Annotated in this window: 19 protein-coding genes; 9 read left to right on the top strand and 10 right to left on the bottom strand. The window is 42.4% G+C overall.

What is annotated here, in order from left to right; genetic code table 11:
- Positions 1-7: 7 nt before the first annotated feature.
- The 6 genes from mdcE to madL form a co-directional block, all read right to left on the bottom strand.
- Positions 8-724, bottom strand: a complete 717-nt coding sequence (gene mdcE, locus GBI16_RS02730; protein WP_151706478.1) for a biotin-independent malonate decarboxylase subunit gamma — start codon at positions 722-724, stop codon at positions 8-10.
- A 4-nt stretch (positions 725-728) separates the two neighbouring features.
- Positions 729-1,616, bottom strand: a complete 888-nt coding sequence (locus tag GBI16_RS02725) for a biotin-independent malonate decarboxylase subunit beta (RefSeq protein ID WP_151706477.1) — start codon at positions 1,614-1,616, stop codon at positions 729-731.
- 3 nt (positions 1,617-1,619) lie between these two features.
- Positions 1,620-1,928: a malonate decarboxylase acyl carrier protein gene (gene mdcC, locus GBI16_RS02720; protein ID WP_110973813.1), complete on the bottom strand. Its 309-nt coding sequence runs from the start codon at positions 1,926-1,928 to the stop codon at positions 1,620-1,622.
- A gap of 5 nt (positions 1,929-1,933) precedes the next feature.
- Positions 1,934-3,589: a malonate decarboxylase subunit alpha gene (gene mdcA, locus GBI16_RS02715; RefSeq protein WP_151706476.1), complete on the bottom strand. Its 1,656-nt coding sequence runs from the start codon at positions 3,587-3,589 to the stop codon at positions 1,934-1,936.
- Positions 3,590-3,610: 21 nt separating this feature from the next.
- A complete protein-coding gene (gene madM, locus GBI16_RS02710; protein ID WP_086208701.1) occupies positions 3,611-4,372 on the bottom strand; it encodes a malonate transporter subunit MadM in 762 nt (253 codons plus the stop codon).
- 63 nt (positions 4,373-4,435) lie between these two features.
- Positions 4,436-4,837, bottom strand: coding sequence for a malonate transporter subunit MadL (gene madL / locus GBI16_RS02705; RefSeq protein WP_110973816.1), 402 nt, complete (start codon positions 4,835-4,837; stop codon positions 4,436-4,438).
- Between the two features lie 136 nt (positions 4,838-4,973).
- Between madL and GBI16_RS02700 the strand changes: the two genes are divergently transcribed.
- Positions 4,974-5,642 (top strand): GntR family transcriptional regulator, encoded by a 669-nt coding sequence (locus tag GBI16_RS02700; RefSeq protein WP_086208703.1) that lies wholly within the window; start codon positions 4,974-4,976, stop codon positions 5,640-5,642.
- Positions 5,643-5,743: 101 nt separating this feature from the next.
- Here the strand turns inward: GBI16_RS02700 and GBI16_RS02695 are convergent, their stop codons facing one another.
- Positions 5,744-7,579 (bottom strand): monovalent cation:proton antiporter-2 (CPA2) family protein, encoded by a 1,836-nt coding sequence (locus GBI16_RS02695; RefSeq protein ID WP_151706475.1) that lies wholly within the window; start codon positions 7,577-7,579, stop codon positions 5,744-5,746.
- A gap of 396 nt (positions 7,580-7,975) precedes the next feature.
- On the bottom strand, positions 7,976-8,842 hold the full coding sequence (locus tag GBI16_RS02690; protein WP_228267802.1) for a LysR family transcriptional regulator: 867 nt from the start codon (positions 8,840-8,842) through the stop codon (positions 7,976-7,978).
- Between the two features lie 122 nt (positions 8,843-8,964).
- Here GBI16_RS02690 and GBI16_RS02685 point away from each other — a divergent pair, with 122 nt between their 5' ends.
- Positions 8,965-9,690 (top strand): alpha/beta fold hydrolase, encoded by a 726-nt coding sequence (locus tag GBI16_RS02685; RefSeq protein WP_215900675.1) that lies wholly within the window; start codon positions 8,965-8,967, stop codon positions 9,688-9,690.
- A gap of 161 nt (positions 9,691-9,851) precedes the next feature.
- On the opposite strand, the gene GBI16_RS02680 is transcribed toward GBI16_RS02685, so the two are convergent.
- Positions 9,852-10,472 (bottom strand): TetR/AcrR family transcriptional regulator, encoded by a 621-nt coding sequence (locus GBI16_RS02680; protein WP_119063755.1) that lies wholly within the window; start codon positions 10,470-10,472, stop codon positions 9,852-9,854.
- Positions 10,473-10,604: 132 nt separating this feature from the next.
- Here GBI16_RS02680 and GBI16_RS02675 point away from each other — a divergent pair, with 132 nt between their 5' ends.
- The 7 genes from GBI16_RS02675 (at position 10,605) to GBI16_RS02645 (ending at position 22,737) form a co-directional block, all read left to right on the top strand.
- Positions 10,605-11,447: an enoyl-CoA hydratase-related protein gene (locus GBI16_RS02675; protein WP_151706472.1), complete on the top strand. Its 843-nt coding sequence runs from the start codon at positions 10,605-10,607 to the stop codon at positions 11,445-11,447.
- Between the two features lie 71 nt (positions 11,448-11,518).
- On the top strand, positions 11,519-13,045 hold the full coding sequence (locus GBI16_RS02670) for an NAD(P)/FAD-dependent oxidoreductase (protein WP_151706471.1): 1,527 nt from the start codon (positions 11,519-11,521) through the stop codon (positions 13,043-13,045).
- A complete protein-coding gene (locus GBI16_RS02665) occupies positions 13,038-14,204 on the top strand; it encodes an FAD-binding oxidoreductase (RefSeq protein WP_110973822.1) in 1,167 nt (388 codons plus the stop codon). The genes GBI16_RS02670 and GBI16_RS02665 overlap by 8 nt, the downstream gene beginning before the upstream one ends.
- Positions 14,205-14,276: 72 nt before the next feature.
- Entirely contained in the window at positions 14,277-15,944 is a 1,668-nt protein-coding gene (locus GBI16_RS02660; RefSeq protein WP_151706470.1) for a long-chain fatty acid--CoA ligase, read from the top strand.
- 632 nt (positions 15,945-16,576) lie between these two features.
- Entirely contained in the window at positions 16,577-18,406 is a 1,830-nt protein-coding gene (gene atzF / locus GBI16_RS02655) for an allophanate hydrolase (protein WP_151706469.1), read from the top strand.
- A gap of 20 nt (positions 18,407-18,426) precedes the next feature.
- Positions 18,427-22,029 carry an urea carboxylase gene (gene uca / locus GBI16_RS02650; protein ID WP_151706468.1) on the top strand — a complete coding sequence of 1,201 codons (3,603 nt, stop codon included), beginning with the start codon at positions 18,427-18,429 and terminating at the stop codon, positions 22,027-22,029.
- Between the two features lie 3 nt (positions 22,030-22,032).
- Positions 22,033-22,737, top strand: a complete 705-nt coding sequence (locus GBI16_RS02645; RefSeq protein WP_086208713.1) for a GntR family transcriptional regulator — start codon at positions 22,033-22,035, stop codon at positions 22,735-22,737.
- A 71-nt stretch (positions 22,738-22,808) separates the two neighbouring features.
- Here GBI16_RS02645 and lysM read toward each other — a convergent pair whose 3' ends face one another.
- Positions 22,809-23,282, bottom strand: a complete 474-nt coding sequence (gene lysM / locus GBI16_RS02640) for a peptidoglycan-binding protein LysM (RefSeq protein ID WP_151706467.1) — start codon at positions 23,280-23,282, stop codon at positions 22,809-22,811.
- Positions 23,283-23,497 lie beyond the last annotated feature (215 nt).

The raw sequence follows: 23,497 nt of genomic DNA, 5'->3' as shown, positions 1-23,497 counted from the left end.
TGCTTCCTTAACTGTGTACAACTTTCTCAATAATGGCATTACACAACACACGCCCTTGACGCTGCTGCCCCACCACACGGCGTTGATCTGTCAGATAAACCTCAAGATGTTGTTGTTGATTTAACAATGCTTGGCTGACCCAGTCTGTCTCCAAATCTGGCCAAATGGCATTGATTGCGCCCATTTTGTAAAAGTTTTCTGCCCCTGGGGCAAAAATAGCTGAGCTTTGCGACAACTCTTTTAACTTTTCGACTGGAATTTTAGTGACCCGTGCCATCGCGTTTAAGTCCATGACTTTCACTTGCGAATCACTGAGTGCATAAACTTCGTTTGCCATAAGCCCGTAGGACAAAAACCCACCACTGACGGCTTGACCAAAAATAATCGCGAGGTTGGCATGTCCACTTCTGCGCAGTAGGTCAACACAAGATGCCAAATGCGCGAAGGTACGGTTTAAGCACAGTAACTCATCAGCACGGGAAAGCGCTTGACCTTGCGTATCCACAATAAACACCACAGGCGTCTGTTGTTTCTGCTGTACTAGCTCTAAGATTTCACCGGCCAATTCCATGGCAATCTGTTGATTAATCGGGGCGGCATTGACTGTGCCAAGAATCCGCACTGGGCCTGCATCCGTTTGCGCATTGCCCTTAATCACATAACCTTCGATCTGATAATCCAGTTGATGCGGAAACAACTGTTGTAAAAGTAATTCTGTATTCATGAGCTCATCCTTGCTTTAACAACACAACTTCATGGGCAGACAACATCGGAATTTTTTCTGGCTGTGTAATGCCCATGTCATGCCAAATCTGTAAACCATCATTTTTACCAAACCAGCGTTGGTACTGTTGCTCAAGCTGTTGCTGCTGTTGCAATAATTGTTCTAAGTCTAAAGAAGCGACCTTAGCGTCTAGCTGCATTAAAATCGCATCACGAATATCGGTAATATCATCCTCAACCAAAGCCTGTACATGGTTCAGTAAGTAACGATGTTTACCGCCTGTAACGCGCCAAACCAAAGCACGATCTTTCGAATCAAACTCTTCTACGCCTTTCACTGTTTCAATCACTTCTGGACCAGACAGTGCCAAACGCCCTTCTTCCGTCATGACGATGGCACTGCTTAAACACGCACTGATGCCCATACCACCAAAAGCGCCACAGGCTCCACCAATCACCGTAATAATGGGAATGCCTGCATTTCGTACCTGCAACATCGCACGCATAATTTCGGAAATAGCAATGAGACCTGCATTGGCTTCATGCAGACGCACACCACCTGAGTCGACAAAAAACAGTACCGCTTGCGCTTGATCTTGAATGGCTTTATGCAAAAGACCGACAATTTTCGCCCCGTGGATTTCACCCACAGCTCCACCCATGAATTGCCCTTCTTGAGCCATGATATGCACTGGTGTTCCATTCAAACGCGCTGTACCAATAATCACACCATCATCAAAACTACCCGGAATATCCAAAGCAGACAGGTGTGGGCTGACTTCAACTTCAGTCGGTTTAAGTATTTCATTAAAACTCTGAGCATCGACGAGCGCTTGAATCCGCGCACGTGCGGTTTTTTCATAAAAACTGTTTTTGAGCATCACTTGATCCATGTTCTATACTCCCTTAAACATAGATATTGCTTGGCTTAAGCGTAGGTTCACCACTGCTGGGGTTGCGCCCATATCATTTAACTGAAATTTAAGCCCTGCTACTGCATGACGTTGTGCAAACTCATTCAGCACAGACTTCCAAACATGTTGAAAACCGACGGCTGATGTCGTGACTTCAATCTGACAAATATCCGCCTGATCATGCTGTGAAACCAAGACTTCTAAATTTCCAGAACCGACCACACCACAAATGACCGCCGCTTGTTCGGCGCTCAGTGGCGCTGATTGCAATTCAAATTTTAACTTTTCCATGTCGATCACCAGTTTCTAAAGCGACTTGGGGGACTATATAAACCACCCGACCATTTAACTAAATCTTTCACCGATTTTGCCGCCAACAAATCACGACTGACCTGTGTTGGATCAATCCCTAAATCTTCTGGGCGTTGAATAATACCGCGCTGGCGTAACTCATCTACTTTAGCCTCATCACGCTGCATCCCCACTGGGGTATAACCTGCCACGCCACGGATGGCTTGTTCACGTTCTTCTGGAGTACGACATAACAGCAAGTTGGCAATACCTTCTTCCGTCACAATATGGGTTACGTCTTCACCATAAATCATGATGGGCGGGAGTTCACTCTCCATTTTGTCCTGCAACTGCCACGCATCTAACTCTTCAACAAAGACAGGATGCATATGTTCACGGTATGTTTCGACCAATTGCACCACCAACTTACGCCCTTTAATCAGTTTACCGTCGACCGCCTCACGGCCTGCTTTGGTATAGGCATAACTGGCATGACGGCGTCCATGCGGATCAGAGCCCATATTCGGCGCGCCACCAAAACCAGAAATCCGGTCTACGGTTGCAGTTGAACTGTTGCCCTGTAAGTCAATTTGCAAGGTTGAACCAATAAAGAGATCACAGGCATATAAACCCGCAGTTTGACTAAAGGCACGATTGGAACGCATGCTGCCGTCACTGCCTGTAAAGAACACATCTGGACGCTCTTTAATATAGTCTTCCATCCCCACTTCAGAACCGAAGCTATGGATCGAATCGACAAATCCACTTTCAATCGCAGGAATTAAAGTTGGATGCGGATTCAAGGCCCAATTGGTACAAATCTGTCCCTTTAGTCCTAAGGATGCCCCATACGTAGGCAGCAATAATTCAATTGCCGCAGTATCAAAGCCAATACCATGGTTTAAACGTTGAATTTGATATGGTGCATAGATGCCTTTAATGACCATCATCGCCATTAAAATTTGTACTTCGGTAATTTGTGCAGGATCACGGGTAAACAATGGTTCTATATAGTTGTGCTTGGGACTTTCGATATAAAAATCGACCCAATCCGCAGGTACATCGACACGCGGTAACTTATCGACAATTTCATTAACCTGCACAATCACAATCCCGCTTTTAAATGCGGTAGCTTCAATAATTGCAGGCGTATCTTCGGTATTCGCACCTGTATAAAGGTTGCCCTCTCGGTCGGCTGCATGTGCCGTAATCAGGCAGACATTTGGCGTCAAATCAATAAAGTAACGCCCATACAGCTCTAGGTAGGTATGGATCGAACCAATACTGATTTTTTGCTGCTGAACCAATTGTGCTAGACGTAAACTTTGTGGGCCTGCAAAGGAAAAATCGACCTTAGAAGCAATACCTTTTTCAAAGACATCAATATGACTGGGTAAAGCCAATACCGACTGTACGATATGTAAGTCATGAACCACCTCTGGATTACACTGACTTAAACTCTTTGACAAAAAGTCGGCCTGCTTTTGGTTATTACCTTCTAAACAAACGCGATCACCACTGGAAATTACCGTTTCCAAAAGTTCAATCACCCGAGCATGCTCAACTTGTTTTGCAAAGCCTTGTTCTTTAGCAAGATTCAGTTTTTCTAGTCTGCGGGTACGCTGCTTATCCCATAAGCGCGTCTTAACCATTTGGTTCATGGGGTCACCTTTATGCTGTGCTTAGCCGAAGATGGCATTGATTGTGAGAAAAAATACAGAGGGTCCAAGTAAACAACCAAGACCGGTATAGAAGGTTGCGACCAATGCACCATAGGGTACTAAACGCACATCCGTTCCTGCTAAACCTGCTGCTGTGCCACTGGTCGTCCCCGCCATTCCACCAAAAACCATGGCAGAACGTGGACTTTTGAGATACATAAATTTTGCGAATAACGGTGTACCCACCATGAAAAACACCGCTTTAATCAGACCAATTGCAATTGATAATGCAATCACTTCTGAGCTTGCACCGATGGCTGAACCTGTTACTGGGCCAACGATATAGGTCATCGCACCTGCGCCAATCGTGGTCATCGAAACGGGATCTTTATAGCCCATCAACCACGCCACCATTGCACCGATCAAAAATGGAATCACGCAACCAAGTGCAAGCGCGATCAGACCCACCTTTCCTGCTTTTTTCACTTCTTTAACGTCGACTTCAAACGCCGTTGATGCAATGGCCAAGTCACGAATCATGGCACCACCGAGTAAAGCGAAACCTGAGAAAATAGCGATATCTGAAATGCCCTTTTCACCTTGAGTATAAATCCCTGCAAAATAAGCCAAGACCAGCCCCAGAGTGATCGCGATGGCTGAGCTTTGTAACTTGCCTTTGGTGAGATATTTCGACAAAAGATGCGACACATACATCATTAAACCAGTCACTGCGAGCGCCGCGACGAGGGCATTTTTGGTAAAAACCGTAATTATTTCTTCCATTGCGTTTCTTCCTTGTAACCGTACAACTGATTGTTCTTTCGTGCTATGACAACACCCTTGTCCTTAAGCGGCTTTTTCAGTTGGTTCTACAGCCCATTCATAGCTGTCATAGTCGCCACTGGATTTATTCAACCAACGAATCACCAAGACAGTGCCAATCAAAGACGCAACTGAAACTATCAAACCCAACATCCCACCCGACATAGCCGCAACTACGTTTTGACCTGCCGACATGGCAACCACAATCGGGATATACATACCTGACCAGTACAACACACCAAATTGAGTCACTTGAGGTAAGTGCCCACGTTTGGCTAATAGCTCCTTCGATAGAATTAATAAAATCATGGCGATGGCCACACCACCTACATTGGCTTGTACACCAAGTGCAATCCCAAGGGCATTGCCTAGATAAACACCAAGTAAATGGCAGACTGCCAATATGGCTGTTCCGTAAATAATCATTGCTGAATCCTCCCTGGATCATGCAGCGCTTCTAATAATCTGACTTATAATTTGCTATAGTTATAGCTTATCTGTATCCAGTGTACAATGTTTTGTACTCAAATAAACATAAATTGTATACAATTTTTGGTGATGTATGACTTCAATTGCGGAACTTCCTCTTTCTATTCAAATTAGTAAAAAGTTAGAGGATGATATTATTTATGGCTTTTTCCTGCCTGGGACGAAGCTGGATGAACAAGAACTGTGCGAACGCTATGGTGCTTCACGTACCCCGATTCGTGAGGCATTAAAGCTATTGGCCGCTGAAGGCTTGGTTGAAATTCGCCCACGTCGTGGCGCAATTATTCCAGCCATTAATTCACTCACTCTTTGTGAAATGTTCGAGGTGATGGCTGAATTAGAAGCCATGTGTGGACGACTGGCAGCACGGCGCATTCAACCTGAAGAAAAGCAAGAATTACAACGCCTGCATCAGTTATGTCAGGACTATTTAAATCAGAACGACTCAGAAAATTATTATGAGGCCAACCGTTTATTTCACTTTGCTATTTACCAAGCCAGTCATAATGCCTTTTTAATTGAACAAGCCTGTACCTTGCACAAACGTTTGCACCCATACCGCCGCCTACAACTCCGCGTCAACCATCGAATGAATCATTCATTTTCAGAGCATAGCGCAATTTTAGAGGCTATTTTTGCAGGTCACGAACAAGAAGCCGAGGCTTTGCTGAAAGCACATGTGGTAATTCAAGGTGAGAAATTTACGGATTTTATTTCAACCTTAGAACATTTAAATACTTAATTAAGCAACCATACCCTTAAGCCACATGGAATTACTTCATATAGAAAAAGAGGCCTGAAACAGACCTCTTTTATCTCCAAGTTTAAGCGTTAAACGAAAACTCAACTATCCGTATCACGAGGCTTTATGAATTCGTTATCATTTAAAACTTGCCCTGTATGCTGTGGCTTAATCAACGGTGCAGTAGGACGAGGGTTACGCTGAGTGTACTGTATCCCAATACCTGCATTAACATCATCAGCCGCTACCTCCGTTTCAAAACGCTGACTATCTAAAGCACGAATATCATCACTCACTTGCTGTATTTCTTCTGGACTAACACCCAGTTGCTGCAAGGCAGTTTGACCTAGAACCAATGCGGATTCAAAGGTTTCCCGTACCATCAAACTGACATTTTTCTTCGACAGATACAACGCATGTTCACGGTCATAACAACGTACAATCAGTTTGGCTAAAGGAAACTCAGCATTGACTAGTTCTACAATTTTATTAATGGTTTCTTTGTGATCAACACAAACCAAAATGGCTTCGGCTGTATCTGCACCAGATGCATGTAAAATGTCTAAACGACATCCATCCCCATAGTAGACATCAAAACCAAATTTTTCTGCGTTTTGGATCATGTTGACATCGTTATCAATAATGGTCACATCCACGCTACGAGCCAATAACAACTGACTGGCCACCTGACCGAAACGACCGAAACCAATCATTAGTACTTTGCCTGTTAAGCCTTCAGCAACTCGCACCTGATCTAATGAATGCTCATCCGTTGCAATAGTAAAGCGTTTAAATATCACCCCAATAATTGGAGTCAACACCATGGATAGCACGACAATTGCAGTTAAATTTGACTTAATAGTATTATCAATAATTTGAGCGGTCGTTGCGGCACTAAAGAGCACAAATGCAAACTCACCGCCCTGCGCCATGAGTAAAGCTCTATCCAAGGCTTCAATATGATTACTCTTGGTTAAACGTGCCACCACATAGATCATGAGTGCTTTAGTCAACATCAGCGCAATCACACCACTGAGGATGAGTTGCCAATTTGCTTTGACCACAGACAAGTCTAAAGACATGCCTACCCCTAAAAAGAATAGCCCCAAAAGTAGACTTCGGAACGGTTCAATATCCGCTTCAATTTGATGGCGGAAAGTTGATTCGGAGAGCAAAACGCCTGCTAAAAATGCTCCTAGCGCCATGGATAAACCACTGAGTTGCATCAGCAACGCGGCACCTAAAACCACCAAAAGTGCAGCGGCAGTCATGACTTCACGTGCTTTCGCTGCGGCTAAAACTCTAAATAAAGGATTGAGTAGCCAATGCCCAGCAACAATTAAGCCAGCAATTGCCAGTAGCCCTATGCCAATCCCTTGTAAATCAATTGATGAACTTTCAGTCGCATGATTGGGGGACATAAATGCGACCAAGGCTAATAATGGAACAATCAATAGATCTTCAAACAGCAGTATTGCAACGATCTTTTGCCCCCGCCGTTGATGTAATTCGCCTCGATCATTGAGCAATTGCATCACGATGGCAGTCGAGGTCAAAACAAAACCCGCAGCAGCAATGAAAGCTATTTTCCAACTAAAACCAAACAGCATGCCCATGCCTGTCAACGCAGCCACCGCGATCAAGATTTGCAAACTGCCCAATCCAAAAATTTCTTTCCTCAAACTCCACAGATGTGAAGGCTGCATCTCCAATCCAATGATAAAGAGGTACATCACGATGCCCAGCTCAGCGATATGTAAAATGGCTGTAGGATTATTAAAAAAAGCAAAACCAAATGGCCCAATAATCAGCCCTGCAATTAAATAACCTAAAATAGATCCTAGACCAATACGTTTAAAAAGGGGAACGGCAATCACCGCAGCACTTAACAGTACGACAGGACCCACCAATCCTAATGAATCAACTTCTGCACTCATGGTTTTCTCATCTTTATTTTTTGCTAATCCATACTAACTTTACTATTTTTTAATTTTACTCAATAAAATCTATTTAAAATGGACTGACCTGTAGTTGATGACTTTTGCTCGAATCACAACTTAATTTTCACAACTTGGCAACTAGCGGACTAAACGAATTATGCTCATAAATGACGCTATACTGAGAACTATATACAGCATTGTCGTTTTACATCAAGGCTTTGTTTCATCAAAAAGAACAGCATTTTTGCTTCAGTCGCAACATACTTCCATTGAAGACTCGTTCAAATTATCAATCTAATGCCAAAAATAATTTAGAAAAACTAAATAGTTGAGTGTCATAGCAAGCGTAAAATTGAGCTAAAAATATATTCAATGCTATGGCTACTGCTCCTTTTAAATTCCAAATTTAAGTAAAATAAAATCAATAAAACTCTTTAATTTAGGCGTCATTCTACGATCACGTGAATACAAAATATGTAATGAACCAATTACTGGCTCATACTCAGGTAATACCCGTATTAATTGCCCTCTTTCCAAATCATCCGCCACCAGCTCATAAGGTTGTAAAAGTAACCCATGTCCCGCAATCGCAGCTGCACGTAAGGCTTCACCACTATTTGTCCAAAATCTGCCTGTAATTAAAACCGAACTTATCCCATTAGGCCCTTTAAATGACCATTCTGTGCGCAAAATAGAATGTGTAAAGACCAAACATTCATGGTTTTTTAAATCTTCTGGTATCGACAGTGGAGCACTAGACTGAATATATGCTGGAGAAGCACATAATACGAGTTGATAAGGAGCCAACCCCCGCACCAATAGCCCACTATCCTGCAATTCACCCGAACGAAAAATAATATCGTAACCTTCCTCAACTAAGTCGATTTTACGATTGCTAAGATTCAATTCAACAGAGACTTCAGGGTAGGTCTTTAAAAATTCGGTAATGGCGGGTGCCAAGGCATGATTCCCAAAAGTGACGGGTGCACTGATACGTAACTTGCCTCTAGGCGTTGAACGTGTCTCCGCTAAAAAAGCCTCTGCTTCTTGCATCTCAGCCAAAATATGCTTGGCTTTTTCATAATAAATCCGTCCTGCATCAGTCAGACTTTGCTGGCGAGTTGTCCGATTCAACAACTTAATTTCTAAGCTTTGTTCAAGAAATCTTATGTGCTTTCCAGCCACTTGTGAAGACAGATCCAACTCAATTGCTGCGGCAGAAATAGAGCCTAGCTCCACAGCCTTAACAAACACTTGCATACAAGAGAATCTATCCATTTGAATCTTTTTATACCTAATGTTGATATTTTTAGATAATTTATCTCAAATTATTTCCTATGTATAGTGAGCACATCAACAATATTCAAATCAAGAGATACATCATGCAAAACCATCAACACACAGATACTCAAGCAGCCTCTAACCATAAACCAACAATTGTACTTGTACACGGTGCATTTGCAGACGGTTCAACATGGAATCAAGTTCTCAAACTTTTACACGCTGAAGGCTTCAATACCATCGCGGTACAAAACCCTTTAAGCTCCTTAGATGACGATGTAATCGCAGCTCAACGTGTATTAAATAGAGTTGAAGGTTCGGTCGTCCTTGTGGGGCATTCTTGGGGAGGCATGGTGATAACTGAAGCAGGACAACATGAGTCAGTAAAATCTTTGGTTTATGTCGCCGCTTTTGCACCCGCCGTTGGTGAGTCGATCGTCGACTTAGGACAAGGCCTTCCTGCACCATCGGGCTTTGCTCATTTAGTCAGTGACCAAGACGGCTTTTTAACTTTGAGCCTTGAAGGTATTGAACAACATCTTGCACAAGATCTTAATGACTCTGTTCAAACCCAATTGATGTATGCAACACAAACCCCAATTCGGGCAAGAAACTTTGAAGAAAAAGTAAATGCTGCCGCGTGGAAAGTGAAACCATCCACTTATATCATTAGTGAAGATGACTATATGTTGCAACCTGAGCTACAAAAGAAAATGGCTGAAAGAATGTCAGCCAATATCACCACATTGAAGGCAAGTCATGTTCCACATTTGTCACAAGCAGCTGAAGTTGCAAAAGTAATTATTGAGGCAGCATCAAAAATTTAACGGTTATATAAACGAATGATTAGAGCTTAAAATGTTTCATGCATTCAGCAGAATGCTGCATTTTAAGCCTCTAAAAGCGTTTCCACGATCTAGCCATAAAATTAAATCACAAACATGAAGATTTACGTTATTCAATCACAAGAGAAATGCCATACATCCTTTTACTCAAAATCTAAATGCACCTTCACCAATTGATTAAACCCTAAAAGTGCTTTTTCAATTACAGCATCTTTAGAAATATGTTCTGGTAACTCAAAAACATTATGAATCATCAATGACGCGAGTCCGTGTGCAAAAGACCATGCGGCCAGTGCGGCAGAACGAACTTCTTTGGACTGAATATCTTTTTCAAGCACATCCGCTACACACTGCTCCACCACAGCATAAGCATTTTTTCGTGCCGTAGAAAGAGTAGGATTCATTTCACTATGTGCCAATTGAGAACCAAACATTAACTGATACATGGCAGGATGTTCAAAAGCAAATAACATGTACTGCCGACTAATCACCTGCATCTTATTTTTCTTGTCTATCCCTTGCTGACATTGTCCCAAAACACTTTCTAGCTGAGCAAAGCCTTGTGCGGCAAGATGACTCAATAGTTCATCCTTATTGGCAAAGTGATGATAAACAGCCGTTGCACTCACACCCACTTGTTCAGAAATAGCCCGAATAGACAACTTATCTGGTCCGACTTCTTCAAGCATTTTCTTTGCTTGATCAATGAGTTGGGGTTCAAGATTACCAACATGGTAATTTTTTCTTTTGACGGATTTGTTCATAAAGTGCTGAGTAAAAATCAATATTCTTCTGCCATTTATCCTAGCATAAATTTAAATGCACCATTTAAATTAATCTTTACACTGTAAAGATTAAGGTTTAGAGTATTTTTTAAACATCTTAAGGACAGAGTGATGAATCAAAATTATGAGTGCTTTCAACTGAGTATTCAGGCTCAGATTGCGCATATACAACTTTCCCGCCCTGAAAAAGCAAATAGCTTAAAGTTGTCTTTCTGGCGTGAATTTCCTCAAGTGATTCAACAATTGCATAAATCTGGACAGATCCGAGCGTTGATTATCTCGGCTCAAGGTAAAGTATTTTGTGGGGGTCTTGATCTGAGCATGTTTAGTAATCAGGCCGAATTTCATGCACAAAATGCTGTAGCACGTGAAAACATCATGCAAAGCTTAGCTCTGATGCAAGACGCATTGACTTGCCTTGAAAAAGTTAGATTCCCTGTAATTGCAGCAGTACATGGTAGTTGTGTCGGAGCAGGTTTTGATTTGATTGCAGCATGTGATTTTTGTTTTGTGACTCCACAGGCTAAGTTTCGTATTGAAGAAACCAATATTGGGATGATGGCGGATATTGGCGTATTACAACGCATACCCCATCAAATTCCCTTCAATCTTGCCCGCTATCTTGCTTTCACGGGAGACACATTGCTCGCTGAAGATGCGTACCGTCTCGGACTAGCGGTTAAAATTTTAGAAACACCAGAAGCACTATTGGAACATTCTTTTAGCATTGCAAAAAATATTGCTGTAAAGCCACCTGTAGCCATGCAAGGCATTAAACGCAGTCTACTCTATAGTCGAGATCATAATGTGGCTCAAGCCCTAGACCATACTGTGATGTTGCAATCAGCTATTTTAAATGGACAAGATATTTTAACCATGGTGCAAAGCCGTATGTCTGAAGCATCACCGCAATTTGAAAACTTACACCCGATTCAATTCGCTGAAACTCAATAAAGCGCTAGAAAAAATCAACCCTTTCTAATTTTTTTAATCAAATCTTACCAGTGTTAAGATTGGAGTTTAAAATGCAAAACTATGATGTCGTAGTCATTGGCTCTGGCAACGCAGGCTTAACTGCAGCCGTCACAGCACAAAAGGCAGGCAAAAAAACCTTACTGGTTGAACGTCATAACATACCCGGTGGCTGTGCCACCTCTTTTGTCCGTGGTGATTTTGAATTTGAAGTGGCATTGCATCAACTAAGTGGTTTAGGCACAGAAGAGCGCCCATTTATCATGCGACAGTTATTCGATCAACTCGGTGTGATGGATAAAGTCGAATTTGTACAAGAGCATGAACTTTATCGACTCGCTGTTCCCAATCAGGTCGATATCACCTTACCCGCAAGCTGGTCAGGGATTCGTAAGTTGCTACAAGCACAGTATCCTGCTGAGGCCGATCAACTTGAAAAATTTATGTTGGCCTGTGAAAAAGTCACTTTAGAAGGTTTTACAACCCTACCTAAAGCACAAAAAAGCAATGATCCACTGCTCGTTGATCAACTCTGTCCATACTTTAAACGCTATGGTCTACGTTCTGCCCACGATGTATTGCATGAGTTTTTCACCGATGAAACCTTAATCAGTATTTTGGCGACCTATTGGTTTTATTCAGGTATTCCACCCAAAAATCTCTTATTTAGTGATCTCGCCAATATGTTATATGCCTATGCGGTGTTTAAGCCATGGCATATCAAAGGAGGATCACAAGCCATGTCCAATGCGCTGTTGGAATCGTTCTTAGAGTCAGGCGGTGAAGCACAATTCAACTGTGGTGTGGAAAAGATCATCACTCAGGATCATGCCGTCACTGGGGTTAGGCTTGAAGATGGGCGCTTGATCAACTGTAAAGCTGTGATTTCCAATGCTAGTCCTTTACTCACATTTAATGAATTATTAGACGATCCCCTCCCTACAAAAATTCAGCAAGACTTCAAATCTCGACGTATGGGAACATCTGCCTTTGTCATTTATTTGGGTCTAGATTGCACCCCAGCACACTTAAAGATCAATGCAGCATCAACCTTTATTTCCTCGACCATGGACTGGGAAAAAACCCATGACAATATGGAAAGTTTTGATAGCCCTATTTCAGGAATGTTGACCTGCTACAACTACGATGATCCACAAGCGGCTCCAGAAGGCAAAAGTCAGGTGGTGTTGGTGTGCTTGCAATATGCTGATGTCTGGAAAAATGTGAAAGCCGAAGACTATGCCAAAACCAAATATCGTTTTGCGGATGAATTAATTGATCTGATTGAACAGGTCTATCCGAACCTACGTCAACACATTCAGGAAGTTGAAGTCGCGACACCACTCACCATGATGCGCTATTTGAATACTCCAGGCGGTGCAATTTACGGCTATAAGCAAACACGCGAAGACACCAGTTTTATCCGAGACCGATTGAACCATTTACAAGGGCTTTATTTTGCCAGTGCGTGGACCACGATGGGCGGATTCCAACCGACTTATGCTGCGGGAATATCTACAGCCAAAGCCGTGGTGCGTCAACTCGACAAAATGGCACAACAGGAGCTAAGCAATGTCTGATCTACATATTTTAAATGCAGTCACAGGCTATCAGGAAATTATTCAAGCCAAATCTGAACTAGAACAAAATGGTACAGACTTTTCTGAATATAAAGGCCAAGTGCAACGGATAATGCACTCGCTGCATCCCAAGCGTATTGATTTGATTGTTCAGGCGATTATTGAAGAAACGCCAACGACTAAAACCATCCGCCTAGCCTCTCAGCATGGTGAAACCTTGCCAGCATTTCAAGCAGGTCAATACATCAATCTATTTGTCACTGTGGCAGGTACTTACACAGCTCGTCCCTATGCAATTGCATCTTCGCCAACCCAAGCAGACTACTATGATCTCACCATCAAAAAAGCAGATGCGGGCTTTGTTTCACACTATTTGGTCGATCAACTATCGGTAGGACAAACCTTGCAAAGTAGTGGTCCAATGGGGAACTTTCACCACAATCCGCTGTTTCATGGTGATGATCTGGTGTTTTTGGCAGGTGGCTCTGGTAGTGTGCCAGCGCGCAGTATGCTTTTAAATCTACTTGAACAAAATCTTCAACAGCGATTCCACCTGATTTATGTCAATAGCTTTGAAGATGATGTGATTTATGCCGAAGAGCTCAGAGCACTGGCCAAACAGTATGCTCATTTCACTTTAACCGAATATATCACTCGTCCGACAGCAGACTATCAAGGTCAAACAGGACGATTAAGTGCAGAGCGCTTGAGCGAATTATTAGGTACAGAGCCGAAACAAAAGATGTTCTACATCTGTGGCCCAACGCCATTTAACCAAAGTTGCCAACAACTTTTGGCTGAGTTAGAAGTTCCTGCTCGACGTATTCGAGTTGAAGCCAATGGTGCCCCCAAAGCCCCAAACACACAGTCAACTTGGACGTCGGACATTGCATTAAATCAAGAGGTAACAGTCACAGTAAGAGGCAAAGGACAGTTTACTACCACGGTTGGTGAGCCTTTACTGAACAGTCTAGAACGACATGGTTTCTTTGTCGAAAATGCCTGTCGCTCAGGCGAATGCAGTCTGTGTCGCATCAAACTGATTTCAGGTGAAGTCTTTAATCCCGACGAGGCGCACTTACGCCGCTCAGACCGCCAATTTGGCTGGATTTATAGCTGTGTTGCATTTCCACTCAGCGATATTGAAGTAATGCTTTAAATCATTCCGCTGAACTTTTTAAGAAAGTTCAGCTTTTTATTTTTCAATACATGCAAAACAAAGGAATAAAGCATGAACAATAAGTTATGGGAAAAAAGTTATCCAAAACAATTAAAAAATTATCAGCTCAATGAATCACTCCTGTCAGGCTCGGTCAGTGAATTCTGCCTTTATGCCGCGCAACATTATCAAGACCAACCAGCATTTAGCGTGGTTCTACCCAATGGTTTTAGCCAAAGTCTAAGTTTTAAAGAAATACACTACTATTCAGACCATTTTGCCAACTATTTAAAACATGTTCTCAAGTTGAACACAGGTGATGTTGTTGCCATCCAAATGCCCAATAGCTTGCACTATCCAATTGCAGTCTTTGGCATCTGGAAAGCAGGGCTCATTCTCACCAATATCAACCCACTCTACACCGCAACTGAGCTCAAGCATCAGCTTCAAGACAGTGGCGCCAAACTGCTGATAGCCTGTGATTTATTTCTTAAAACCGCACAACCTGTCCTGAATACACTGAAAATTGATTTGGTCGTAGCGAGCTTAAGCGACTTTTTTAATTTTCCTATTGGTCTGATGATTAAAATGAAAATATCCAGAGACATCACCACACCAGATATCCCCTACCAGAGTTTTAAACAGGCCTTAAAACTGGGTGAAAAAACAGTCGATCCGCTCATTTACCAAGATCACCCAATTGCCCTATATCAATATACAGGGGGAACCACTGGCAGAAGTAAAGGTGCTGTCATTAGTCATCGTAACCTATTAGTGGTGATGAAAATGGCGGAAGATTTTATCCAAGCATTTTCAAGCAAAATGGAAATTCAACAAGGTGACAACATACTCACTGCACTACCGATGTACCATATTTTTGCTTTTAATTTCAATTTTTTACTTATGTTTCATAAAGGTGGGCATAATATCCTCATCCCAAACCCTCGCCCCTTGGACAATCTTAAAAAAGCCTTCCAACAATTTCGCATTTCTTGGCTAACTGGTGTCGATACCCTGTATGCAGGTTTATTACAACAAACATGGTTCCGTAATAATCCGCCACCACTCAAAGTCGCCATTTCAGGTGGAACCAGTTTGCGCCCCTCTACAGCCATTGAATGGGAAAAAGTTGTCTCACCGATTGTAGAAGGTTATGGTATGACAGAAAGTTGTTGCATGGTCTCTATCAATCCACCAAGTATCAACAAAAAATTAGGATCTATCGGTCTTCCACTGCCCAGCTTAGAGCTAAAAATCGTGAATGATCAAGGACAAGCGATAGACATTGGGCAAGCGGGCGAACTTTGGGTAAAAGGCGCAAATATGATTGAGCACTACCTCAACAACCCGATAGAAACAGCAAATAGTATAGAAAATGGTTGGTTTAAAACGGGAGATATCGCCACAATGGATGAAGATGGATTTTTAAAAATTGTAGATCGTAAGAAAGATTTGATTATTGTTGCCGGTTTTAATGTTTATCCAAACGAAATTGAAGATGTGTTAACACAACATCCTGAAATTATTGAAGCAGCCGTCATTGGCATAGCAGACGAAACCACAGGCGAAGCCGTTAAAGCATTCATCGTCGTCAATAATCACGACATTTCAACTGCGGAAATCATAGGCTTTTGCAAACAGAGTCTGACCAACTATAAAATTCCTAAACATATTGAGTTTCGTACAGAATTGCCTAAATCTCCAATTGGTAAAATCTTGCGGGCCCAACTCAGGAGTTAACCGCCGTTCAGCTCCATCCCCTTCAAAGAATCAAACCAACTAAAGTACCTTGGAAAATATTATACCTTTAACTAAAAATTAATCCCTTGTTTGTGTCAAAAACCCAGATTGAGTAATACCAGTCCGTTAAGAAATGGACGGGTATTACTTTTTACTTCTAGGCTTTATTTAATACATGACAACGTCATCCCTAGCCTAAATAAGAATATAAGCATGGCATTTTTACGGTGCAAGACAAAAGACTTCTTTAAAATTGGCTGCTTTTTAAAAAAGCTACTCTAGGGGCAAAAGTGAATAGGTTTTGCGCTGAGATATAATGTAAATAGTGAGAAGGCTAAGATGCAAAATATGAAAATGCTTAACTGATCAGGCTGATTCAAATTGTGAGCTTTTTTTGCTCATGTTCTGTGAGTATCTAAGATCGCAACATGGTATAAAAGCACCATTACATCCCGTTTGATCTTGTTTTGGTGCAGAATCGAACACCAATAAACATTCGTATCAGAATTCAGAAACAAACAATAAGATATTGATATTAAACAATTATAATTAAATAAAAATTAGATTTATCAAATTGGCATAGTTTCTGCATTTTTGTATTCCATCATGTATACAAGTTGGAATGCAAAAAAATGAGTCATAACAAATGCATTGGTTGGACACTTCAAGAATGGCAAACAGCTTATCTGAACCATGACATTCATCTTGAAGACTTAATCGACTATGTAGCGCAATTACCACAACCTGATCATGCATGGATCTCTATTGCTAGCAAAGAACTACTTATTCAGCAAATCGAAACCTTAGCACAAAAAGCACAACATGCCTCAGATTTGAGTAAAGAACTGCCGTTATATGGTATTCCTTTTGCGGTCAAAGACAACATTGATGTTGCTGGTTTTGCAACTACGGCGGCATGTAAGGTTTTGACCGCAATTGCTAGCCAAGATGCTGAAACAATTCGCCTGCTTAAAAATGCAGGGGCGGTCGTCATAGGAAAAACCAATTTAGATCAATTCGCAACAGGGCTTGTCGGTACACGCTCCCCATTTGGCGCAGTTTGCAATACCTTTAACGCAGACTATGTCAGTGGAGGTTCTAGCTCTGGTTCAGCAAGTGTGGTTGCTCGAGGCTTAGTCCCCTTTGCACTGGGAACCGACACCGCAGGCTCTGGTCGTGTCCCTGCGGCATTTAATAACATTGTCGGTTTAAAACCCACCAAAGGCCGTTTTTCAAATCGTGGTTTATTACCCGCTTGTAAAAGCTTGGACTGTATTTCAATTTTCGCATTAACAGTAACCGATGCAAACATCATTGCTCAAACCCTCGAACAGTACGATGCACTAGATAGCTACTCCCGCCAGCATCCAAAAACAGCACCAGCTAAACTTTCTGGAAAACCACATTTTGCTATTCCCAATAAACTTGAGTTCTTTGGAGATGATCAAGCTAAATATGCCTTTCAATTGGCTTTAGAACAGTTAAAAGTTCTCGGTGCTGAAATTACTGAAATTGATTTTTCAACATTTGAACAATTGGCAGCCCAACTCTATCAAGGCTCATGGGTAGCAGAACGCACAGCGGCTGTTGCTGAGTTATTGGCGCAGCAACCCGAGGTTTTCGACCCCACAGTCCGTGAAATTATTCAAAAAGGTTATGATTTTAGTGCAGTCGATGCCTACAACGCAGAGTATTTAAAACAAGACTTAAGCCGAAAAATTCAAGACACTTTAGCTCAATTTGATGCATTGATCGTTCCAACTTCTCCAACCATTCACACTCTTGCAGAAATGGCGCAATCTCCGATTGGCTTTAATTCTCAGTTTGGAACTTACACTAACTTTACCAACCTCGCTGACTTAAGTGCACTCGCATTGCCTGCTGGATTCCGCGCCGACGGCTTACCCTTCGGAATTAGCTTCATTGCACCTGCATGGTATGACCAAGCCCTGATTGAGTTTGGACAAATTTGGCAGGCACATTTGAACTTAAAACTAGGTGCACTCGACCGATTCTCCGCAATTCCAACGTTGCGCCACAGTCCTTCTGCACATCACATTCGAGTTGCAGTCGTTGGAGCACACCTGACTGGAATGCCTCTGAATTTCCAACTGCTTACACGTGATGCAGTACTTGTTGAAACCACACTGACCGCTGAGCACTACGCCCTATTTGCATTGAACGGAACAATTCCCCCAAAGCCAGGTCTAGCAAGAGTTTCAGAACACGGGCAACAAATCATTGTAGAGGTTTGGGATGTGCCAACAGCGCGTTTTGGAGAGTTTGTCGCTGAGATTCCAACCCCGCTAGGCATGGGCAATGTCGAACTGGTCGATGGTCGTTGGGTTAAAGGTTTTATTTGTGAGCCTTATGGTTTGAACGATGCTGAAAATATCAGCCATTTTGGTGGTTGGCGCGCCTATATCCAGCACCGTAACAATTCAAAAGTAGAACAAGCTTAGTCAAATTTAGGAATTTTAAAATGTTTAAAACTGTATTGATTGCAAACCGTGGCGAAATTGCCGTACGCGCAATTCGCACTTTAAAAAAACTGGGGGTGACCAGTGTTGCTGTATATTCAGACAGTGACCGTTATGCACAACATGTCAAAGATGCAGACATCACCATTGCCTTAGAAGGATTAAAACCAGCAGATACTTATTTGAGTATTGAAAAGCTGATTCAAGCAGCACAAAAAACAGGCGCCGAAGCTATTTTCCCTGGTTATGGCTTCTTATCAGAAAGTGCTGAATTTGCAGAGGCTTGTGAAAAAAATAATATTGCTTTTATGGGCCCCACAGCGACACAAATTTTAGAGTTTGGCCTGAAACACCGTGCACGTGAGCTTGCCGCTGCAGCTCAGGTTCCCATGACACCGGGTACAGGCTTACTTGAAAGCTTAGATGAAGCAATTTCTGCAGCTACAGAAATTGGTTATCCCATCATGTTAAAAAGTACCGCAGGTGGCGGAGGGATTGGCCTCACACGCTGTGATGATGAGCAGACATTGGTTGAAGCTTATGAAAGTGTCAAACGCTTAGGCGCACAATTTTTCAAAGATTCAGGCGTGTTTTTAGAGCGTTTTGTTGACCGCGCGCGCCATGTCGAAGTTCAGATCTTTGGTGATGGTCAAGGTCAAGTGGTTGCACTGGGTGAACGAGATTGCTCACTGCAACGTCGTAACCAAAAAGTGGTGGAGGAAACCCCTGCGGCTCACCTTCCTGAAGCTACACGCCAAAAACTTCACCAAGCGGCAGTTGAACTCGGCAAATCGGTCAATTACCGCAGTGCAGGTACAGTTGAGTTTATTTATGATGCTGCACGAGATGAGTTTTACTTCCTTGAAGTCAATACCCGTCTACAAGTAGAGCACCCTGTTACTGAAATGGTGACGGGCTTAGACCTGATTGAATGCATGCTTAAAGTGGCGGCAGGTGATGTCTTGGATTGGACAGCGCTCAGCAACATCCAACCGCAAGGTGCGGCAATTGAAGTACGGATTTATGCAGAAGATCCTGTTAAGAACTTCCAACCCAGCCCTGGTGTCCTGACCGAGGTTTCATTTCCAGAACACTGTCGCGTCGATACTTGGGTCTCCACAGGAACAGAAATTTCGCAATATTTTGACCCGATGATTGCCAAGATTATCGTACATGCGGATACGCGTGAACAAGCTATTGACCAACTAAAAACTGTGTTAACCCAAACACGCTTAAATGGCATCAGCACCAACTTGGACTATGCGCATAGCGTGATCTCTGATGAACGCTTCGCACAAATGCAAATTTGGACACGTCTGTTGGATGACTTTGACTACGTGCCGAATGTGATTGAAGTTTTACAGGCTGGTACGCAAAGCTCAATTCAAGACTTTCCAGGACGTATCGGCTACTGGGATATCGGTGTGCCACCTTCAGGTCCAATGGATGACTATGCATTCCAATTGGCCAATCAAATTGTAGGAAATGATGCTAGTGCGGCTGGTTTCGAATTTACCTTACAAGGGCCAAGTCTGAAGTTCCATCAAGATAGTGTGATTGCGCTCACTGGTGCACCTTGTCCTGCCCAATTAGATGATGAAACTGTTGCCTTTTGGCAACCCATTCATGTACAGGCGGGTCAGGTTCTCAGCTTAGGACAGGTCGAGTCTGGTTGCCGTAGCTATTTAGCAGTTCGCCATGGACTCGATGTCCCCCTATACTTGGGGAGTCGCTCTACTTTTGCTTTAGGTAACTTTGGCGGGCATGCAGGACGGGTGCTTCGTGCAGGTGACATGATCAAACTCATTAATACAGCCCATCCTAATCAAAATGCCCCATTAGCAACACAAGAACCTCAAGCATTATCTCCTGCACTGATTCCAAACTATGGCACCGAATGGAAAATTGGCGTGCTATATGGACCACACGGAGCACCTGATTTTTTTAAACCCGAATATATAGAAGAATTTTTTGCTTCCGAATGGACTGTACACTTTAACTCCAATCGACTGGGTGTCCGTCTATCAGGACCAACACCAACGTGGGCACGTGAAAATGGGGGGGAAGCAGGACTCCACCCATCCAATGTCCATGACTGCGAATATGCCATTGGTGCGATTAACTTTACAGGGGACTTCCCTGTCATTTTGGCCAAAGATGGCCCAAGTCTCGGCGGTTTCGTTTGCCCTGTAACCATTGCTAAAGCTGAACTTTGGAAAGTCGGTCAACTTAAAGCTGACGATAAAATCAGCTTCTATCCGCTAACAGTTGAGCAGGCCAATGCCCTAGAGCAACAGCAAATTGAACGTGTGCAAAATTTCACTCATGCTGTCCTAGCAACTGAACCAACAAGCAATAATATTCCACAATCTGCAATTCTCGCCCATCTAGATGCAACTGATGTGTCTCCACGCACGGTGTACCGCCAAGCGGGTGACAGTTATATTTTATTAGAATATGGTGATAACGTTTTAGACTTGGCACTGCGTTTACGTGTCCACCAATTGATGCAACTGATCCGAACAGCGAATGTGACTGGAATATTGGAGCTGTCTCCTGGTGTGCGCTCACTACAAATCAAATATGATGGTCTCACCCTTCCACAGCATGAGTTGATTGCTTTCTTACTGCAACTCGAACAGCAAATGGGCGATTTAAGCCAACTCAAGATTCCTTCACGGATTATTCATCTACCCATGGCATTTGAAGACAGTGCAACTTTGGGTGCTGTTGAGCGCTATCAAGAAAGTGTTTGCGCTAAAGCACCGTGGTTACCGAACAATGTCGATTTTATTCAGCGTATTAATGGTTTAGATAGTCGTGAACAAGTCAAAGAGATTATTTTCAATGCCAATTATTTGATTTTAGGCCTCGGTGATGTGTACCTTACCGCCCCATGTGCTGTGCCGATTGACCCACGTCATCGCCTCTTAAGTTCAAAATACAATCCAGCACGGACATTTACTGCCGAAGGCACCGTGGGTATTGGCGGGATGTATATGTGTATCTACGGTATGGATTCACCCGGAGGTTACCAATTGGTGGGACGCACTCTACCCATTTGGAATAAATTTAAAAAGAACAAACAGTTTGGCGACAAAGAATGGTTCTTAAATTTCTTCGACCAAATTAAATACTTCCCTGTTTCAGAGTTAGAGCTAGATCAATGGCGTGCTGACTTTGAAAATGGTCAAGCACAGATCCAAATTGAAGACACTGAATTTGACTATGCCGCTTATTTAAAACTACTGGAAGATGAAAAGGACAGTATTACGGCGTTTAAAGCACAGCAACAACAGGCCTTTAGTACTGAGGTCAACCTATGGAAGGAAAGCTTTGATCAACAAGACCACCTAATCACAGAAGCACCTGATGAAACAGACTATAGTGCCTATTCAGCTCTCAATGCATCTATGACTGGCAATATTTGGAAAATATTAGTGGAACAAGGTCAGATTGTGAAAAAAGGTGAAACCATTGCTATTATTGAAGCTATGAAAATGGAATTACCTGTATATGCAGCAGATGACGGTATTGTCAAAGCCATTATTTGTCGGGCTGGACAAACCGTTCATAGCGGCGAACCTTTAGTTTATATGGAATAACACATGTCCAATATGACACGTGCGGGTTCAGGTTCAGACAATTTGTCTGAACTTGTTTACCAGCAAATTAAAAATGATATTTTTGACTTTAAATTGATGCCAGGTGAACGTTTTACCGAATCCGAAATCGCCATGAACTATCAGGTCAGCCGTACACCTGCACGACAAGCATTGTATCGACTACAACAAGAAGGCTACGTGGAAGTTGCATTTCGTAGTGGCTGGACTGTACGTCCATTGAACCTGCAATACTATGACGAACTATACGAGCTGCGTATTATGATTGAACAATATGCAATTCGTAAATTATGTAGTATTGAATCTCAGCAACTCAAAGAAATGAAACAGTTGCACAAGACTTGGATGGTTGCACCTGAACAGTATCTTTCGAGTTTAAAAGCGATGGCTCAAATTGATGAAGATTTTCATTGTGCATTGGTTCGTGCCATTGGCAATACGGAAATGAGTAAAATCCACCAAGAAATTAGTGAAAAAATCCGTATCATTCGTCGCCTCGATTTTTCAAAAAGTGATCGAATTAAAGCCACCTATGCAGAGCATCAAGCCATCCTGAATTATATTTCACAGCAACAAACAGATTTGGCAATTGAAAAAATTAGTGCGCATATTCAGCAAAGCCGTGACGAAGTAAAAAAAATTACCCTCGGTATGCTGAGTCAACATGCTGTGCTGAAAAAGGCAACCTAAATCATTTAATCCCTCATCTCTTCTTAAACAAAAAAAGGCGCTTAATGCGCCTTCTTTCGCTAAAAATAAATTTAAGCTGGAATACGTAGTACCTGTCCAGGAAAAATATCATCAGCATCTTTCAATAACGGACGGTTTGCTTCAAAAATTTTATTGTACTGGTTGGCATCGCCATAAAATGCTTTGGAAATTTTCGATAGATTATCACCTGATTTAACTGTGTAAAACTTACTTTCAGGTTCAGGGCTAGCCACAGTCAGTTGATCATCCACTTGAGCCACATGGTCAATATTACCGACAGCTAAAACAATCTTTTCTTTATCGGCTTGGGTCTGGACCTGCCCTTTTATGGTTGCCAAATCGGTCGTGGAATTATAGCTGACTGAAAGTCCCGTCACAGGTAAGCCTAATGCTTTGATATGACCCAATAACTTGTTGGCAATTTCTTGAGCGGATGGCTCTGTCGGCGTAGTTGGTGCGACCTGAGGCTCGGCTGCTGCTGTGTTTTTTTTACCAATGCCTTTAACGAAATCAAAAAGACCCATGTGTATGCTCCATCTTGTTATATCAGTGTTGTTATATTGAATGCTCAAAAATGAGACACTCTTTTTTATACCGAAAAAAGACAGCAACTTTGGTAGAGAATAGTCCATTTAAAGTAAAACTTTGTAAGTTCCAAAATAAACAAAACTATTTGCATGCAATGTTTCACTTTTTAAATAGCATAAAAAAAGCCACCCGATAAGGGTGGCTTTTCCAT

This window comes from Acinetobacter sp. TUM15064 (assembly GCF_008980265.1).
Taxonomy (GTDB): Bacteria; Pseudomonadota; Gammaproteobacteria; order Pseudomonadales; family Moraxellaceae; genus Acinetobacter.
The sequence above is the reverse complement of the archived record's forward strand: the minus strand, read 5'-3'. Positions and strand labels throughout refer to the sequence as shown.

What these genes read in the sequence shown, in the direction of transcription:
- mdcE (WP_151706478.1), bottom strand. Translation starts at nt 724, where the DNA reads ATGAATACAGAATTACTTTTACAACAGTTGTTTCCGCATCAACTGGAT.
- GBI16_RS02725 (WP_151706477.1), bottom strand. Translation starts at nt 1,616, where the DNA reads ATGGATCAAGTGATGCTCAAAAACAGTTTTTATGAAAAAACCGCACGT.
- mdcC (WP_110973813.1), bottom strand. Translation starts at nt 1,928, where the DNA reads ATGGAAAAGTTAAAATTTGAATTGCAATCAGCGCCACTGAGCGCCGAA.
- mdcA (WP_151706476.1), bottom strand. Translation starts at nt 3,589, where the DNA reads ATGAACCAAATGGTTAAGACGCGCTTATGGGATAAGCAGCGTACCCGC.
- madM (WP_086208701.1), bottom strand. Translation starts at nt 4,372, where the DNA reads ATGGAAGAAATAATTACGGTTTTTACCAAAAATGCCCTCGTCGCGGCG.
- madL (WP_110973816.1), bottom strand. Translation starts at nt 4,837, where the DNA reads ATGATTATTTACGGAACAGCCATATTGGCAGTCTGCCATTTACTTGGT.
- GBI16_RS02700 (WP_086208703.1), top strand. Translation starts at nt 4,974, where the DNA reads ATGACTTCAATTGCGGAACTTCCTCTTTCTATTCAAATTAGTAAAAAG.
- GBI16_RS02695 (WP_151706475.1), bottom strand. Translation starts at nt 7,579, where the DNA reads ATGAGTGCAGAAGTTGATTCATTAGGATTGGTGGGTCCTGTCGTACTG.
- GBI16_RS02690 (WP_228267802.1), bottom strand. Translation starts at nt 8,842, where the DNA reads ATGCAAGTGTTTGTTAAGGCTGTGGAGCTAGGCTCTATTTCTGCCGCA.
- GBI16_RS02685 (WP_215900675.1), top strand. Translation starts at nt 8,965, where the DNA reads ATGCAAAACCATCAACACACAGATACTCAAGCAGCCTCTAACCATAAA.
- GBI16_RS02680 (WP_119063755.1), bottom strand. Translation starts at nt 10,472, where the DNA reads ATGAACAAATCCGTCAAAAGAAAAAATTACCATGTTGGTAATCTTGAA.
- GBI16_RS02675 (WP_151706472.1), top strand. Translation starts at nt 10,605, where the DNA reads ATGAATCAAAATTATGAGTGCTTTCAACTGAGTATTCAGGCTCAGATT.
- GBI16_RS02670 (WP_151706471.1), top strand. Translation starts at nt 11,519, where the DNA reads ATGCAAAACTATGATGTCGTAGTCATTGGCTCTGGCAACGCAGGCTTA.
- GBI16_RS02665 (WP_110973822.1), top strand. Translation starts at nt 13,038, where the DNA reads ATGTCTGATCTACATATTTTAAATGCAGTCACAGGCTATCAGGAAATT.
- GBI16_RS02660 (WP_151706470.1), top strand. Translation starts at nt 14,277, where the DNA reads ATGAACAATAAGTTATGGGAAAAAAGTTATCCAAAACAATTAAAAAAT.
- atzF (WP_151706469.1), top strand. Translation starts at nt 16,577, where the DNA reads ATGAGTCATAACAAATGCATTGGTTGGACACTTCAAGAATGGCAAACA.
- uca (WP_151706468.1), top strand. Translation starts at nt 18,427, where the DNA reads ATGTTTAAAACTGTATTGATTGCAAACCGTGGCGAAATTGCCGTACGC.
- GBI16_RS02645 (WP_086208713.1), top strand. Translation starts at nt 22,033, where the DNA reads ATGTCCAATATGACACGTGCGGGTTCAGGTTCAGACAATTTGTCTGAA.
- lysM (WP_151706467.1), bottom strand. Translation starts at nt 23,282, where the DNA reads ATGGGTCTTTTTGATTTCGTTAAAGGCATTGGTAAAAAAAACACAGCA.